The sequence below is a fragment of the Rothia sp. HMSC065C03 genome, assembly GCF_001837295.1.
Taxonomy (GTDB): domain Bacteria; phylum Actinomycetota; class Actinomycetes; order Actinomycetales; family Micrococcaceae; genus Rothia.
The window spans coordinates 624,059-641,278 of the sequence record NZ_KV832006.1 but is presented as its reverse complement, the minus strand read 5'-3'; the positions used below and the strand labels follow the sequence as shown (position 1 = coordinate 641,278).

Below are 17,220 nucleotides of genomic sequence, written 5' to 3'. Positions count from 1 at the left end.
TGCAAGATTCGGGCGTCCCTACATCTTTAACTTTTTCTAAGGTTATACCTATAATTTAGAGTGCTGTCATAGACGGTACTATCACTCTTTACCACCTCGTTCACCCGAGGTGAGGAGTCGCTGTGAAGCGCCTCCGGTCACCGATATCAGAGAACCGTTATTCTGTGCCTACTTCCGACCTTTGGGCGCAGGAGTCACACGACGATTCATCACACTCACTCACGAAAATAGGTGACCATGTTTTCCACGCAGCGAACTGCTCGCGGCGCGGCGCTAGTAGCGTCTGCCGCCCTCGGTTTGGGTGGCTCCGTCGCGCCTGCAACTCTGGCCCCCGCCACCTTTGCCTCTGCCGCTCACGCGCAGACTCAGCAGACCCCGAAGCCTGAACTTCCCATCGCCGTTGCCGCCGATGTGGTTAGCCACGACATTACCTTGGACCTGGTTGCTCAGAGCAATGACTACACCCTGCTGTCGTTGACCGGTGTAACCTCTTTGGAGAATCTGAGGGTTCGCCTGTCCGCCATCTCCGTTGAAGATGGCGTTGTGGCGACCATGACCGTACCCGCAGCCCAGATGACTGCCTCAAAGAATGAAGAAGGCAATATTGAGCTGAGCATCCACCAGCGCCTCAACGTTGAGCAGCCGTACATGGTGGAAATTGAGAATCTGAGCAACGGCGAGACTGTCTCCGTTGAGTTTATGCCCGAGTACGGTGTAACAGTCGACGAGATTATGGCTAGCAGCCAGAACATTTTCTTCCCGGACACCCCCGGTGTTCCCCGTGCTAACCGCGTGGAGGCGAATCCTGCCCCCGAGGTGTCCCTGAGCCCCAGCGCATCCCCGAGTGCCGCGAAGGATAGCCCGCGCCCGACGGTCGCCCCGGTACCTTCTGAAGCGCCGTCTGCATCGCAGAAAGTTTCGGCTCGTCCTTCTGCGAGTGCATCTGCTAGCGCCTCGGTGAGTGCGTCTGCCAGTGCTTCTGCTTCGGTGAGTTCTTCTACCAATGATGCGGCACCCGCTGAGGTGACCGAGGATCGTCTGCTGGTGCACTCCCGCTCCGATCGGGCTCCCGCGGAGACCCGTGAGGCGACCCTGGAAATTTCTACCGCAGAGCTGCGCGGATCGGATGAGCTGCAGCCGATTAGCGTGCGCGCTAGGAACGTGGCGGAGAGTGGCCTGGGCTATGACGTGATGGTCTTTGAAATGCCTGCTGACGGCGGTGCCGTGGGTTCGCCGCTGGCGACCACGCATGTGAGCCCTCAGCAGGTGACTGATGCTTCTTTCTCTGCTGATTTGAAGGTTCCCGGTACCTCTTTGAATGCGGGTAAGCGCTACCGTGTGGTTGTGGTGGGTGGTAACTCCACTGAGGAGCTGCAGCTCATGGCGACCAGTGCTTTTGGTGTGAGCGTGATTCAGCGTGCGGTTCCTGTTGATCCGGCTCCGAAGCCTACGAATACTGTTGTTCACCCGCAGATTCCGATGATTTCTGATGCGAATCAGCGTGTGAGCCCTTCGGCCCCTTCAGGTCGCGTGAGCACTGTGGATTCTTCAGGTGCCTCTGCGGATGCTCAAGATTTGGTGACTGATTCTGTTGCTAAGATCCCGTCGGTGGATAGCGCTCTGGGCTATATTATGCAGGCGCAGCAGTCGGCGCGTGCGATTACCGCGCAGGCTCGTAGTTCTGTGGCTGAGACTGCGGTGGTTCCTTCGACGATGGTGATGTCTGGTTATGCGGTGATGTTGCCGGGGCGTACCGTGGTGAACCTGTTGGGTTACCAGTCTGCTGAGGGGGAGACGGTGACTGTTGCTTCGCCTCAGGAGAATGTGGGTGCTGCAGGTTCGGGTAGTTTCTATACGCGTAGCTCGAAGTCGCGCGGTGATTCTTCCGGTTCGAAGCTGGAGGCGAGCGCTCAGGATAATGGCCCGCTGCCGGAGGGTACCTTGCCGCTGAGTATTGCTCTGCTGGGTTCGGTTGCCTTTGTGGGTACTGCTGTTGCGGTTAATGTGTATCGTCGCCGCCTTGAGGGTGCTGAGGAGCTGGGTGCTGAGTAGTTCAGCTATTTGTTGCCTAGCGCTGTGAGGCGTGGCTCTCTGTAGGGGAGCTGTTGAGTGGGAGGCGCTCTGTCGGGTGCGTGCCGTGTGGGTGCGTGTTCGGTGGGGCGCCTTCTGCGTGCCCGGATGTTTGACTCTATTGCGCGGTGGTCTGGTGCGCCTTGGGGCGGTGTAAAAATCTTTTTTTGGTGCACTTTAGAGAATATATTTTGACATTCGAATTTTGCGTTATTTATATCTCAGTAAAGTAATTAATTCCCTTTTATTTCGGTAATTATTGCGACATAAAGTTTTAGCACGTGAATGCAATGCAACATTAAGTGCAATATCCGTGTTAGGCTAGGGTGTAACCGACGTACTGGTGCGCAAATACTTGGATAGAAACACCGGGCTTGTGGTGAGCCTTCCCTAGTCCAGGCTTTGCGCCTACATCGATCGAAATGGCGCACATGACTATCACTCGACTTCCGAAACGCATTCATGCTCTTTCGCTTGCAGCCGCTTTAGGTGCAAGCGCTTTTGTACTTCCTGGCGCCTCTGCAACTGAGGCTGAAGCAATTAACGTAAATGACTGCTTGGCATCTTTGATTAGTAGCGAATTTGCCTCGAACTGCCCCTATGAAGACCTCGAAATTGAGGTCGACACTATTGAGATTCAGATTCAGTCCATCAAGGACGGTCAGGCAACCATTAAGCTCGCGCCCCTCTATGAGGGTGGCTACGTGGGCGATGCCTCTAGGGTGTACCTGGTAATGCAGTACTACGACGCCACTGGCACGTTGCTTGGGTCTGACACTTACGAGCCCTCCGCAATGCAGGTTGAGCGTGCGGACGACGGCTCGATGCTCGTCACCTTTGAGATGCCGCAGATGCCCCAGGAGGGCTACTACTCCATGAGCGTCATGGACCTGACGACCTCCGACGCGGGCTATGGCGAATTCATGATTTCTGAGGGTTCCCTCGTTACGCACGCTATCCCGATTGAGGATGACTCTGACGAGGTGATGGTGGACAAGAAGGAAAACGCCCACCAGGTGCCGACCATTGACGAGCTAAAGACGATGGAAAAGCTCCGTGAAGAGGAGCAGAAGAACCAGCAGGCTGCAGATCAGAAGGGTAGCAAGGATAAGGTTAAGACTGAGGTGCCTTCCGAGTCTGCTGAAAACCCGAACCTCGAAACCCACACGCAGAAGCTGGAGCAGGTCCCCGGCGGATCGACCTCTTCTCGCGATACTCAGACCCTGAGTGTTGCGGAACTGAAGGTCGCCTATGCTGAGGTTCGCTCTGATAAGGAAACCAAGCCGGTGACTATCAGTGCAGCGCGTCTGCCCGCGAATGCGGCTGGCTACGACCTAATCGTGGTTGAAACCGATATGAGTGGCAACCATAAGGGTGATGCGCTGTCCATTACACACATCAGCTCTGATCGCATTGTGAATGGCGCGTTCAAGGAAGAGGTCGGCATGCCCGGCTCTCTGCTGAAGACCGGCTCGGTGTACACCGCCTACCTGGTGCATGCGGACGATACTGAGTACGCGGAAGAAGTTGTCTCGGTGCGATTCAAGGTCAGTGGTGAGGCGACCGGCAACTCAACCTCCTTGACGAAGGATGAGCTGTCCCGCCAGGATGCAAGCGCATCGCTCGCGCCCAGCGCCAATGCGGCCGAGGCGACCGGTAGCACTCAGGGTAGCCCCTCGGCTGCTACTAGCGCCGTCTCGACTCGTTCTGATGACACCCAGTCGGGCTCGGGTCAGTCTGCCGCGAGCGCACCCCGCTCCACTCTGGATGCGGTGAGCGCCATGTCCAAGGCAAAGGAAGCGAAGGCTGAGCGTCAGCGTCAGGCTCTGCAGGCTTTGGCTCAGGCACGTACGATGGCTCCGCGTTCGGCTTTTGAGCCGACTCGCACCAATCAGATTTCGGCGTACAGTTCGGGTTCTGATCCGGCATCTATCGCTGCTACCGCGAAGCTGGATGCTTTGACGGATGAAGAAAAGGCAGCGTCGGCAGCTTCTGGTAATGGCAATAAGAGTTTCCCTTCCGTGGTTCATTCGGAGTCTAATAATCGTTCAGCTACGGTGAACTCGAATACCACTCAGGTGCACTCCACAGCGAATGCTGAGCGTCAGGATGGCGTGAAGGCTGCAGCTTCGGCGGAGTCTCCCGCTAGTGAAGAGGTCGCGCAGCACGGTGTAGCTTTCTGGGCTCTTGGAGGCACCGGTTTGGCGCTGGTGGTTGGTGCCGCGTGGCTGGCTCACCGCAGGGGAGTCCTCGGCGGCTAACGCCCCTAATCCGTGCTTTTTGACGGCATCGCATAGTATGTTCGTTGTTTCATGAGGAACACTCACCCCCGCTATCTGTTGGTGCAGATTCCAGGGGGCGAGTCGTGCATTCAGGGTGTTCAAAAAAAACTCTACCCTCGCGTGAATGAACCTTAAGGTTCGTGATAGGGTTGAAATAACCGATAAATAGATGCGAGCTGTTGTCAGGTCTTCTTCACCTGAAATATGAAGCGGAGTGTGGTACGACGAATCCGGGTGCATGGCGCACTCGGGGGTCCGCGCGGCACATGAGGAACGGGCAGTAGCACGCACATTTCCACCATGAAAAGACGCATTGCATGAGTATTTATTCAGCGAAGCACCGTATTGTCACCGCAACTATTTTGGTTGCGGGGCTTCAGTGCGGGCTTGTTGTACCCTCTGTCGCAACGGAAGCGCCCGTCACGACGCACTCTGCCGTGCAAAAAACTACGGCCCTGGACGCGACCCCGCATCAAACTGAACAGAACCCGGAGGTTCAGGGTGCCGCCTCCACAATCACCATGAAGGCGCAGCTCAAGGATGATGGTTACCTGCTACGCTGGACAGGCTTCCCCGAAGATTTGGAGGCCTCCAGCGTTCTAGTTGACGTGAACTTCTACACCCCTTCCGGTGAGTACGGTGGCTCCATTCTGGAGAACCCGGCCCTCTCTGAAGGAACCAAGGAAGGGGAGCTGAACCTCCTGATGAGCCCGGCAACGGGCTCGAACGTCGTGTACGTGATCGTTCTGGCGGATACGGTCCACGGCGCCTCCTACGAATTTTTTGTGACCGAGCAGGGGAACCGCCTGGTCCAGGCTGCTGACCCGCGCAACGGTAAGGTAAAGCCCACCCAGCCGCCGGTCGACATTGAGCGTGAAGAGGGAGGAGCCCCCGAAGAGACTGCCACCCCCAGCCCCGGGGCAGTGAGCCTGCCTTCGCCTACCGCTACTGACACGGTCCGCCGTACCGTAGACAACCCGCAGAACAAGGATTCTGGCCAGTACGTTATCTCCGAAGACAATAGCGTGTATGACCCGATGAATCAGCGCAAGGGCAAGGCGTACCTGTCCATTCAGGACTCGCAGGGTGACTCTCGGGATGATACGAAGCCTGTTACGGTCCGTGCCACGAACTTCCCCCAGAATGACAAGGGTTACGACCTGATCGTCATGGAAATCGACTCCAACGGCAACACTGTGGGTGACGCGCTCGCCATTGTGCACGTTAGTCCGGAATCGATTTCTGCGGGCGCTTTCGAAGCGGTGATTGGTGTGCCCGGTGCGTCCTTACAGATTGGTAAGACGTACCTGGTGGCGGCTTTTGATGCTGCCGGTGACGGTAACCTTCAGCTCAATACGGTGCGTTTTACGGTGACTCAGGCATCCTCTGAGGGTGGCGGATCATCGTCCGGTCCTTCGTCTAAGAGTGAGGGGAAGCCGGTTGCGGCTTCTTCCGCCTCTCCTTCGACTGCCTCTGAGACTGCGAACGCATCCGGCGCGAAGGCACCCGCTGCGGGTTCTAAGTCTAAGACCCGCGGTATTCAGGCTGATACCGCCATGGCTCCGGGTACTAATGACGCCACGATTTCTATTCCGCGCCCCTCGGGTGGTTCCGCTACCGAGTCTTCCTCGGCTCTGGGGTACCGCACTGAGGAGGCGCAGCCTGTTCGGGTCGCGACCCCCGATTCTAACCTACCTTCGGGTACCGATTCGGCGGCTCAGTCTCGCCGTGCCGCGATTCTGAACGGTTCTTCCTCTCAGGTTCGTACTGATTCTGGATCGCCGAATGGTGTGAAGGCAACGGAGGCGCAGATTACCCGCACCATGGATAAGAGCTCGCCGCTTCTGCCGATTTTGGTGACCCTGGGTGGCGGTCTGATTCTGGGTGCTTTGGGTATGTCACGTATGCACGCTTCGAAGAAGGATTAGTCGCGTAGGGGTTGGGGTAGTGGCGGCCCCTGGTGCCTGTTGAGGGGGTATTGCTCTGTCGGTGTGTTGTGAGATGTTTTGTCATAAAACGGCTCATTTGGTGCATATCTTGAGAAATATACACACTGTCGATATAGTAAGCCTGTCCTAACAATATCGATAGTATGGATGCACACCAATGAAGATTTTCACATCTGGCACCCGCCTCTCCAAGGGAGCCTGCGCCCTCGCCGTCGCTGGCGCTGTCGCCCTGCCCTTGGCACCCGTTCTCGCCGAGAACATTAATATCGCTGCCCAGAACGTTGCCGCACAGAACGTCGCAGCAGGCGACCAGGCAACTGCAGGCGCGTCCTTCGGCTGGGGCGTGCGCGCCTCCTTCCTGTCCTACAACGGTATGCCCCGCGAAATGACCGACGGCGCAGCCTGGGACGCAGCTGCAAAGCAGTTCACCTTCACCCCGACCTCCACCACCGTCTCTGAAGACGGTAAGCAGGTCACCCTGCAGGCTGCCGGCCGCCTCTGGTTCACCGGCCACTGCGCCGAAGGCCAGGACCCCGAAACCGGTTGCGCCCTGAACCTCACCTTCTCCAACCCCCGCGTGGAACTGAACCTTGCTGACGGCACCGGCTCCCTCTACATGACCGTGCGCACCAAGAACTACGCCTCCGGCAAGTTCGAGGGCCCCATGGAAGTCAAGATGGCGACCCTGAGCACCGGCACCGCCAAGCAGAGCGAGAAGGACGGCGTGGTCAGCATCAGCGGCGTCTCCGCGAATCTGACCGCCGACGGTAACCATGCCTTCTCCGACTTCTACAATGAAGGCGCCAGCCTCGACCCGCTGAGCATCTCCTACACCGGCAGCGCAGCTAGCACCCCCAAGAGCGCCTACAGCGTTGCCGAGTCCTACAACACCGGCGCGGGCGTGAACCTGCCCCAGAACACCGCACGTCTGGGACAGAACCACATCGTGCACGTGGCACCCCCGAGCTTCGGCGGCGACACCACCTACACCGTGCTGACCAGTTCCAACCTGAAGATGACCGACACCGGCGTACTGAAGGCCAACAAGGGCGTTTTCGCGGTGGATGCTGACGGCAACCGCATGCTCGTCATCAACAGCGAGACCAACAAGCCCGAGCTGTACACCGTGACTGCTGAGGGCAAGCTCGTCTCCTCCGGTACCTACTCCGACGTAGACCTCGGTGCCAACACCGTCAAGGCAATCGGCTACAACCCCGCCAACAACACCTGGGGCATCCTCAGTATTGACGGCCAGGGCGGCGGCAAGCTGACCATCATTGACGCATCCGGCAAGGCAACCTCGCAGGCTCTGCCGAAGCCCGACTCTATCGACCCGCAGGTTGTGAACGCATACTCGCTCGACGAGTACTACGGCGACTCGTTCTCCACCAACACCGTGACCCTCGCGCCGCTGCCCGACGGCAGCTTCGTGTACGCTCCGTCGACCTCCATCTACGATGCGTCAGGTGAGAACGTGGTCCAGAAGGGCCACCTGCTGCACCTGAGCAGCGCCGGCGTGTCCCTCGTGCCGAACTCCTCGCCCGAAGGCTACGACACCACCCTGTCCTCGACCCTGGTCAGCCCCAAGGGCTACATTTACCGCTGGAACAACTGGACCGGCGGTAAGGTGCAGGTCCTCAAGTACGAGAACGGCGCCTTCAGCGTGGTCCGCGAATCCGCAACCCTTGAGGGCTTCGAGAAGACCGAGGTCGCCACCATGTTCCTGACCCGCGCGGGTAACGTGGTCGTGGTGGACGCCTCCGGATCCCGCCTGGTGTTCATGGACGACACCCTGAACAAGGTGGACGAGGTCGTGCTCTCCTCGATGCGCAAGACCGACAAGAGCGGCGGCTACAACGCCCTCGAGCTGCCCAACGGCGATATTATCTACCCGACCAGCTTCGAGAACCCGAACACCTACGAGGATCAGCTGTGGCTGAACCGCCTGGCAGCGAACTCGGCACCGGCTCCAGAACAGACCCCGGCGCCCGAGCCGACCAAGTCTGCAGAGCCGACTGTTGCACCCACTGTGGCGCCCTCTGCTGAGCCGACTAAGGCACCTGAGCCGACCGTTGCTCCGACCGAGGCTCCTTCGGCAACTGCAGAACCGACTGTTGCTCCCACCGTGGCACCGACTGCGGAGCCCACCAAGACTGCAGAACCGACCGTTGCTCCGACCGAGGTTCCCTCTGCAACTGCAGAGCCGACCGTCGCGCCTTCTGTGACTGCCGAACCGACCGCAGAGCCTACGGCAACCGCAGAGCCCAGCGTGACCGCAGAACCTTCTGCAGAGCCGACTATGGAGCCCTCCGCAACCGCTGAGCCCACCAAGACTGCAGAACCCACCGCAGCACCTTCGGAGGAGCCCACCTCGCCGTCTCTGCCGACCGCGTCCGTGGTTCCTTCTGTAGCTCCTTCTGCAACCCCGAGCGCTTCTATGTCCCCGAGCGCATCGGTGAGCGCGTCCCCGACCGCGGTTCCGAGCGTTCCCGCCGTGACCCCCTCGGCGAGCGAGTCCGCATCCGCTAGTGCATCTGCTTCTGCGAGCGCATCGATGAGCGCATCGAGCTCCGCAAGCAGCTCCAGCAGCGCTTCGGCAACCGCGTCGACTAGCGAGTCTGCATCCGCAAGTGCATCCGCATCTGAGACCGCCACCGCCGACCAGAACGCAGCCGGCCACAAGGGCGGCTCTAACGGTGGTTCTGACGCAGGTTCCGGCACCTCCGACAACTTGGGTGTGAGCGGCTCCAATGGTGGTTCCTCTAACGGTGGTTCTTCCGCAGGTAGCTCCTCGACCTCCGGTAGCTCCTCGACCTCCGGTAGCTCCTCCTCGAAGCTGGCGCAGACCGGCGCATCCGGCGCAATGTTCGCCGCAGCAGCCGGTGCCATCACCCTGGCGGCAGGTACCGCACTGGTCGTGGCACGCCGCCGCAAGAGCTAAGATTTAGCCTTCGCGCAACACCCCGCTTCGCCACTCGTGTTCATGAGTGGGGAAGCGGGGTGTTCCTTTCATACAATGGAAATATGACTATTCTGAATGTAATCGCAACCTCGCACGGCACCGACTCCGCTGCCGGCCGCGAGGCTATCACGCTGATTCGTGAGCAGATTAAATTCCTGCTCGCTCAGCGTAACGACGGCGTGGAGTACCGTGTCCACGCCGCATATGTGGATGTGGAATCTCCCAGCGTTGATGATGCCGCAGCCTCCCTGCCCAATGATGAGCCCTGCGTGATCGTGCCGATTCTGCTGTCGACCGGTTTCCACACTCAGGTGGATTTGCGTCGTGCCGCACGCAATAGCGGTATTGAGCGTATTAGCATTGGTGAGTCGCTGGGACCGGATGCGCGCCTTGCTGCTCTGACTCGCGCTCGCCTGGAGGAAATTGGCTGGACTCCCGGCGATGGCCCTGTCGTTCAGGGTGCTGCGGGTTCTTCTCGTGCTGATGGTCGCGCGGATATGAGCCGTGCGGCTGAGATGCTGGCTGAGGAGCTGCACGTTCCGGTGCATCACGGTTTCGTTGCCGCGATTGATCCGAAGTTCCACGAGGTGGTTGCCGAGCATCAGCCTAAGTTTGCTGCGACCTACCTGCTGGCGGAGGGTTTCTTCTCCGGTAAGATGCGCCGTGACGCTGAGTCGACCGGTGTGCCGGTGAAGGTTGCCGCACCGCTGGTGAACGCGCAGGGCGGCGCTTCTGCTGCCGTGGTGGCGGAGTGCTTTATTGACCGCATGGATGCGGCTATTGCGCAGCTGGATGCCGCCTAGCGAATCAGGTTTGCGGTGCGTGTAGAGGCGCTCGCAAGGCTGAAAATGTTTATACAAAAAACCTCGGGACTGTTACGTCCCGAGGTTTTTGTGTTGCTGTCTTTGAGAGAGAAGTGTTGAGCGTTTAGGCGGTCTTGAGGTAGACGTCGCCGTCGCGGACCTCTACGGGGTAGACCTTGATGGAGTAGGAGGGGTCGGAGACGCACTCGCCGGTGGTCAGGTCGTAGACCTCCTTGTAGAGGGGGGAGGTGATGGTGGGGTTGCCGTTCTTCTCGCCGACGATGCCGCGTGCGAGGACCAGTGCCTGGCTGTGCGGGTCGAGGTGGTCGCTGGCGAAGATGCCGTGCTTGGTCTTGTAGATCGCGTACTGGTAGCCGTCGACCAGGGCGACTTCGCCCCAGTTTTCTTCGAGGTCAGATTCGGCGCAGATGCGTACCCAGTTCTCAGCCATGGGGGTTTCCTTTCGAAGTGGTGGTCTGCGCCGCGCGGGGTGCAGGACACAATAGCGGTTCGTGTGTTCTTTGTTTGGAGTTTACCTTATGAAACCCACATTTGGAAATGGGGCGCGCGGAGGGTGCTAAAGGTTATTTTTACCCTAAAAGATGATCTCAAATTTCATAGATTAGCCTTACCTAAATTAGGTTTAGATAAGGTAAGAATGCCCTATTCCAGCCCGGTATTCCGCGGATTTTTTGGAAAATTTTCCCAAAAAATACGGATTTTCGATACTTCGACCCCGCGCTAGAGTGTACGATAAAAGTCGTAGTTTAAAACGCCTTTTGACTGCCTGAAGAAAACAACATAATCCCACACAAAAATGTTTCGTAATTTTCAGATGCATTCTAAAGAAGCGGGCGCTCCAACTACTCGGTACGCATCAGGTACGAGCCCAACGGTACGGAAACTAGGAGTTCCAATACCGGGCACGATCCAGCCGCACACTGAGGGTAGATAAGTGCCATGAACTACCTGCATTACAACTAGGAAGGAAAATCCATGTCGCACACCCCCCGCAACATTCTCGTTGTCGGCGCAGGCCCCGCTGCGTGGCGTTTTGTACGCGCGTACCACGAAGGCGCTGAAGCTGCCGGTCGCGCAGCGGACACCATCACCGTCCTCAACGATGAGCCCTACATCCCCTACGACCGCGTTGCTATCGAGAAGATTTTCAAGGACACCGAGAAGGACCTGACCCTCGGTGACCCCGAACTGTGGAATGCAGAGAACATCAACCTGGTCAACAACTGCCACGCAGAGAAGCTTGACCGCACCCGCCGCGTCGTCACCGACACCGAGGGCAACGAGTACCCCTACGACGTGCTGGTCTTCGCGACCGGTTCCCGCGCGGTTCGTATCCCCATTCTTAACTCGGACGCCGCACACGTCTTCCGCACCATTGACGACGTGAAGAACATGGTCTCCGAGGTCAACCGTCTGCAGTCCACCCTGGGCCGCGCACCCCGCGGTATCGTCGTCGGTGGCGGTCTGCTCGGCCTCGAAGCAGCTGAGGGTCTGAAGGACCTGGGCGCAGAGCCCACCATTCTGGATGTGGCTCCCTGGCTGCTTTCCGTTGAGGTTGACCAGGGTGGCGGTTACGCCGTGAACGCCCAGATTAAGGCAACTGGCATTGAGATTGAGACCGGCGTGTACATCTCCGGCATCAACAAGGATGCTGACGGCAACGTCGTCTCCGTCTCCATCGCAGATTCTCCCTCCGAGGATGCAGAAATCCGCACCCTGCCCGCCGACATGGTGGTCTTCGGTGCCGGTATTCGCCCCAACGACGAGCTGGCACGCGACGCCGACCTGGCACTGGGCGAGCGCGGCGGTATTCTCGTCAACGACGCATGCCACTCCTCCGACGAGCACATTTGGGCTATCGGTGAGGTCGCCTGCGTACTGGGCCGCACCTGGGGTCTGGTCGCACCGGCTAACGCTATGGCTGACGCTGTGGCAGCTAACCTGCTCAACGACAACGAAGAAGCTCAGGTTGAAGAGTTCGACATCGCAACCAAGCTGAAGTTCTCCGGCGTTCAGGTGGCTGGCTTCGGTGACCGCCGCGGCACCACCGAGGGCTGCCTCGAGGTTCTGTTCGCAGACCCCGCACGCGGCATGTACCAGAAGATTGTGACCAGCGGCGACGCAAAGACCCTGCTGGGTGGCGTGTTCGTTGGTGACACCGCTCCCTTCGACTCCCTGAAGCCCCTGCTCGGTCGCGAACTGCCCGCTGAGCCGAACGTTTACCTGACCGCAGCTGGCGGCGGCGACGGCATCCCCGATACCGAACTTCCCGACGACGCAATCCTGTGTTCCTGCAACAACATCAGCTTCGGTGCTGTCCGCGAGGCTATCGTTGACGGCAACCACGATGTTGCATCCCTGAAGTCCTGCACCACCGCAGGTACCCAGTGTGGTTCCTGTGTTCCGATGCTGCAGAAGACTCTGGAACAGCAGATGAAGAAGATGGGTCTGACCGTCTCCAAGGCACTGTGTGAGCACTTCGACTTCTCCCGTGCTGAGCTGGCTGAGGCTGTGCGCCTGACCAGCCTGGATGACTTCGACTCCGTGCTGGCACGCTTCGGCCGCGGTGGCGACGGCTGTGCAATTTGTAAGCCGACCGTTGCATCGATTCTCTCCTCCTTCCGCAACTCCTACGTCCTGGACGCAGGCCGCGGTGGTATTCAGGAGACCAACGACCGTGCGCTGGCAAACATGCAGAAGAACGGTACCTACTCCGTCGTTCCGCGTATTCCCGCAGGTGAGATTCCCGCTAAGAAGTTGGGCGTCATCGCAGAGGTCGCTGAAGAGTTCGGTCTGTACGTGAAGATCACCGGTGCACAGCGTATCGGTATGTTCGGTGCTCGCCTGGAGCAGCTGCCCTACATTTGGGAGCGCCTGGTGGATGCTGGCTTCGAGTCCGGTCAGGCATACGGTAAGTCCCTGCGTAACGTGAAGTCCTGCATGGGTTCGACCTGGTGCCGCTTCGGTGTTCAGGACTCGACCGGTATGGCAGTCCAGCTGGAGAACCGTTACCGCGGCCTGCGTTCCCCGCACAAGTTCAAGTTCGGTGTTTCCGGCTGTAACCGTGAATGTGCCGAGGCACAGGGCAAGGACGTCGGTCTGATTGCAACCACCAACGGCTGGAACCTGTACCTGGGTGGTAACGGTGGTGCAAACCCCGCTCACGGTCGCCTCTTCGTCAAGGACGCCTCCAGCGAGGACATCATCCGCTACATCGACCGCTACCTGATGTACTACATCCGTACCGCAGACAAGCTGCAGCGTACCGCTCGCTGGCTCGAGGATCTGGATGAGGAGCACGGCGACGGTCTGGCACACCTGCAGTCCGTCCTCATTGAGGACTCCCTGGGCGTGTGCGAGGACCTGGAGCGCGACATGCAGCGTCACGTTGACTCCTACGAGGACGAATGGGCAGCAACCCTGCGCGACGAGCGCCGCCTGCGCCGCTTCCGTGCCTTCATCAACGAGCCCAACGGTAGCGACGAGGGTTCGCACCTGTACGTGCTGGAGCGCGAGCAGATTCGCCCCGCAACCCCCGAGGAAATTGCGGCGGCAGAAGCTGGCGAGTCCAACACCGTCCTGCTGACCGGTGCCAAGATTCCCGTGGGTAAGCCCAGTGACCTCAACCCGGTCCCGGCAGCGTAGTATGGGCCCGAAGATTCCTCCGTTCCCGCCCCGCGAGTTCGCCACTATTGACGAAATTCTCGCGGGCGGGGCGCCCGGGCACAGCCTGGACGATAGCGTGACGGAACGCGGCATTCTTCTGCCCGGCGAGCCTGCTGAGAACCCCGGCAAGGTCTACATTGTGGGTGGCGGCCCCGGTGCCGCCGACCTGCTGACCCTGCGTGCGGCACGTGCCCTGAGCGAGGCGGACGTGGTCCTCCTGGATCACCTCGCCCCGCAGGAGTACGGCGAGTACGCACCGAACGCCCTCATTGTTGATGTGGGCAAGGTTCCCGGTAAGCACGCTGTTCCGCAGTCCCGCATTCAGCAGCTCATGATTGATTACGCGCTTTCGGGTAAGACCGTGGTGCGTTTGAAGGGTGGCGACCCGTACGTGTACGGTCGCGGCGCTGAAGAGCTGGATGCGTGCATCGCCGCCGGCCTGGAGGCTGAGGTTATCCCCGGTATTACCAGCGCCATCGCGGTTCCTGCGCGTGCGGCGATCCCGGTGACTCTGCGTAAGGTGTCCTCGATTTTCACCGTCATTTCTGGTCATTCCGGCCTGTCGGAGACCGAAGTGTCGGCGGTTGAGGCGACCCTGCGTGCCCAGGGCACCGTGGTGCTGCTGATGGGCGTTCGTACCCTGCCCGATACGGTGGCGTCTCTGCTCTCTCGTGGGATTGAGGCTGACACGCCGCTGGCAACCATCGAGAACGGTTTCTCTGAGAAGGAGCGCGTGACTGTCACGACCCTTGAGAACGCTCAGGCGGATTGCGCATCGGTCAAGGCGCCGGCTATTACCGTCATCGGTGAGGTCGTGCATTATGCTCGCGATAATCAGAACCGCTTTGTGAGCGAGGTTCACGAGCGTCTGCGTGAGCGTTCCACCTCCTAGAGGCGGCGCGCTAGATAGTATTGCACAGCCCCGCATCCTTGGTTTTCCTAGTTGCCGAGGAGCGGGGCTGTTGCTGTGCCGGGTCATATTGCCGTGCCGTGAGCGCCGAGGCACAAAAACATACGAAAGCGGGGCGGGTATCAGTTGATACCCGCCCCGCTTTCGTCAGGGGTATTGCTCTCAGAGCCTAGTCTCGGAGCTTAGAGTCTCAGTACCTAGATCTTGAAATCGCTGCTACTACCGGAGCTAGAGCCACCGGAGCTGCCGGAGCCGCCACCGCTGGACTTGCTTGCCGAAGCCGATGAGGAGGTGCCCTCAAAGACCTTGCGGAATTGGTCGCTGTACTCCGACACGAAGTACTCGCGGCTGGTCACGCGCCACTTGCCCTCGGCGTACACCACGTAGATCACGACATCCAGGGTGCTTGCCTTCTGAACCTCACCGGTACCCTTCTGGTAGATGGTGTATTCCTTGACAACATCCCGGCAGGGGAACGCCACAACAGCCAAATCGGAAGAGGCAAGAGCCTTCGCATCGAGATCGTCACGGATGCTCAGCTTGCTCTCGTAGTCCTTAGTCCAACCGCCCGCAGCGTAGAGCTTAGCAATAGCCTTCAGATTGTTGACCAGACCGCTGTCAGCGCCGTGGACCAGACCCTTGAGGTACTGCAGGTCGCCGTTGTACATCGCGGCAATGTACGCGCTCTGGTAAGCAGCCAGGGTCTTGTAAGCGCCCTCGAGGCTGACGGTACGCTGAGCCACCGTATCAATGACCGGAATCGGGACGTTCTTCGCGGGGGAGGTGTCGGTCGGCTCAACATAGTGCGCAATGGCGGGCTTGTACTCGTACTTGACGTCGCCAATGTACTTCTTATAGTCCTTCAAGAACTCGTCGGACGGAATAATCTTCGCGTTGTTGCGGCTTGCCGAGGACGAAGCAGAGGCGGATGCCGAGGCAGACTCAGAAGGCGAAGCTGAAGCCGAAGCTGAGGGGGAAGCGGAAGCGCTCGGGGAACCGGAGGAAGTATCGCCGGTACCGGTGGGGCGAATATCCTTGTTGAAAGCGCATCCGGCTAGGGCCAAAGCACCGGCGGTCAGGCCACCAAAAAGAACGGCGCGGCGGGTCAATCCGTTTCGGTCGTTAGCAGAGAAGCTGGCGTGTGCACTCGGCCGGAAGGACATGGTATCTCCTGAAAGTGGTTGATCGAGGTAGCTCGCTTCACAACGCTGTGATGCGTACGAAAGGATCCGCCTCATCGTTTTTGTATGGTGTGCGGTACAGGGGGGGGTACCGGGATACGGGTGTGCCGGAGCGTGAACTGCGGCGGTATGAAGTATCCACTTCTTACTATAGAAGACTGGTTTTAAAACTTCGTCAAAAAACCCTGGACATTGTCTTTAAGACGCAATAACCCAAAGTCGGTGAGGTGCAGGGGTGATTGTGCCTCAACGACTTTGAGCTATGGACTATTGGATTTATAAGACGGGGCTACTCTCGACTGCGGATACTCTCGGCTGGGGTTACTCTCGATCGGGGGAGGTAATGCCGGGGAGGGGGTATTATGCCCCAGCGGAATTAGAGCCCTGCGGAATTAGACCTTAGTGGAGCCGCGACCCGAGGACGAAGAACCGCTAGAACCGGCAGAACTGGAACCTCCGGAGCCAGAAGAGGCGGAAGAGCCCTTGCCACCATTCAGACGCTCGTTCAGATAATCGTTGCCGATTCGCCACCACTTACCCTCGGTGTAGAGCATCACGTGCGGAATGGCTACCTGAGTAATCGCCGGTATCTTGCGTTCGGTGCCGTCCGGCTGATGGATGGCGGTGGCAGAATACTTGGCGTCCATCATGATTTCTACGTAGCCGTCACTGTTCTTCAGGGCGGTTCGAGGCTCCGTATTCCGCATGGAAATGCTGCACGTGAAGTCCATGTACCAGCCGTTCTGCTCATACAGTTCCTTGACTGCTTTAACCTCGTCGATAGCACTCTTGTCTGCCGGGTAGGTCAGCTCAATCGCCTGATCTGCGTAGCGACCATCCTTGAGCGCGGTGATCTGTGCGCTGTAGTACGCGCGCAGAGTCTCGTAGGCGCCCTGGAACGTCGGTTCTTCACGGTGCGGAACGGTCTTGAGGGGCTTAGGTACGTTCTTCGCAGGGGAAGAATCCGTTGCGGGCTGGTACTCGCCCATGTATTCACCGGTCAGCTTCAGAGGGCCGGGGTACTTTTCCCAACCCTCAACGAGTGCATCCTCAGATACGGGTACGCGTGCCGCGCTGGACGAGCTGCTCTTAGCGCTTGCTGATGCGGTCGCCGAAGCAGACTGTGAAGCAGACGGCGAACTAGACGCAGAAGCGGTCGCGCTCGCGGAAGGGGTGGGGGAGCCGACCTTCGCTTTTGCTTCTTCGCTCAACGGGCGAATATCGGAGGCGCAACCGGCCATGAGGGAAACCGCGCCACCGAGCAGCAGGGCGCGGCGGCTCATAAGGCGGGAAGCGGCGGAACGGGTACTCGAAGAGGGCGAGAGCATCGGTGAACTCCTTGATTTATCGTGATCTAGTCCGAGGGCGGGCTCGGG

General features: G+C 59.2%; 10 protein-coding genes. 7 read left to right on the top strand and 3 right to left on the bottom strand.

The genetic code is table 11. The features are described from left to right. The first annotated feature begins 237 nt into the window (after positions 1 to 237). The 5 genes from HMPREF2605_RS08170 (at position 238) to HMPREF2605_RS08150 (ending at position 10,066) form a co-directional block, all read left to right on the top strand. Complete coding sequence (locus tag HMPREF2605_RS08170) at positions 238 to 2,052, top strand: propanediol dehydratase (protein WP_070847890.1); 1,815 nt, start codon at positions 238 to 240, stop codon at positions 2,050 to 2,052. A gap of 575 nt (positions 2,053 to 2,627) precedes the next feature. Further along, on the top strand, positions 2,628 to 4,331 hold the full coding sequence (locus tag HMPREF2605_RS08165) for a hypothetical protein (protein ID WP_246828192.1): 1,704 nt from the start codon (positions 2,628 to 2,630) through the stop codon (positions 4,329 to 4,331). A 458-nt stretch (positions 4,332 to 4,789) separates the two neighbouring features. Then, the gene (locus HMPREF2605_RS08160; RefSeq protein WP_246828191.1) at positions 4,790 to 6,280 is read left to right on the top strand and encodes an enoyl-CoA hydratase; all 1,491 of its coding nucleotides are present in this window, start codon (positions 4,790 to 4,792) and stop codon (positions 6,278 to 6,280) included. Between the two features lie 178 nt (positions 6,281 to 6,458). Next, positions 6,459 to 9,242 carry an HtaA domain-containing protein gene (locus HMPREF2605_RS08155; RefSeq protein WP_070847883.1) on the top strand — a complete coding sequence of 928 codons (2,784 nt, stop codon included), beginning with the start codon at positions 6,459 to 6,461 and terminating at the stop codon, positions 9,240 to 9,242. A gap of 83 nt (positions 9,243 to 9,325) precedes the next feature. Beyond that, entirely contained in the window at positions 9,326 to 10,066 is a 741-nt protein-coding gene (locus tag HMPREF2605_RS08150) for a sirohydrochlorin chelatase (RefSeq protein WP_246828190.1), read from the top strand. Positions 10,067 to 10,190: 124 nt separating this feature from the next. On the opposite strand, the gene nirD is transcribed toward HMPREF2605_RS08150, so the two are convergent. Then, positions 10,191 to 10,517, bottom strand: a complete 327-nt coding sequence (gene nirD / locus HMPREF2605_RS08145) for a nitrite reductase small subunit NirD (RefSeq protein WP_049350096.1) — start codon at positions 10,515 to 10,517, stop codon at positions 10,191 to 10,193. 545 nt (positions 10,518 to 11,062) lie between these two features. Here nirD and nirB point away from each other — a divergent pair. Further along, positions 11,063 to 13,732: a nitrite reductase large subunit NirB gene (nirB, locus tag HMPREF2605_RS08140; protein WP_005509080.1), complete on the top strand. Its 2,670-nt coding sequence runs from the start codon at positions 11,063 to 11,065 to the stop codon at positions 13,730 to 13,732. 1 nt (position 13,733) lies between these two features. Beyond that, complete coding sequence (gene cobA, locus HMPREF2605_RS08135) at positions 13,734 to 14,645, top strand: uroporphyrinogen-III C-methyltransferase (protein ID WP_070847877.1); 912 nt, start codon at positions 13,734 to 13,736, stop codon at positions 14,643 to 14,645. A gap of 215 nt (positions 14,646 to 14,860) precedes the next feature. Here the strand turns inward: cobA and HMPREF2605_RS08130 are convergent, their stop codons facing one another. Next, positions 14,861 to 15,826, bottom strand: coding sequence for a DUF6318 family protein (locus HMPREF2605_RS08130; protein ID WP_070847874.1), 966 nt, complete (start codon positions 15,824 to 15,826; stop codon positions 14,861 to 14,863). A 410-nt stretch (positions 15,827 to 16,236) separates the two neighbouring features. Continuing rightward, entirely contained in the window at positions 16,237 to 17,172 is a 936-nt protein-coding gene (locus HMPREF2605_RS08125; RefSeq protein WP_070847871.1) for a DUF6318 family protein, read from the bottom strand. Between the last annotated feature and the right edge of the window lie 48 nt (positions 17,173 to 17,220).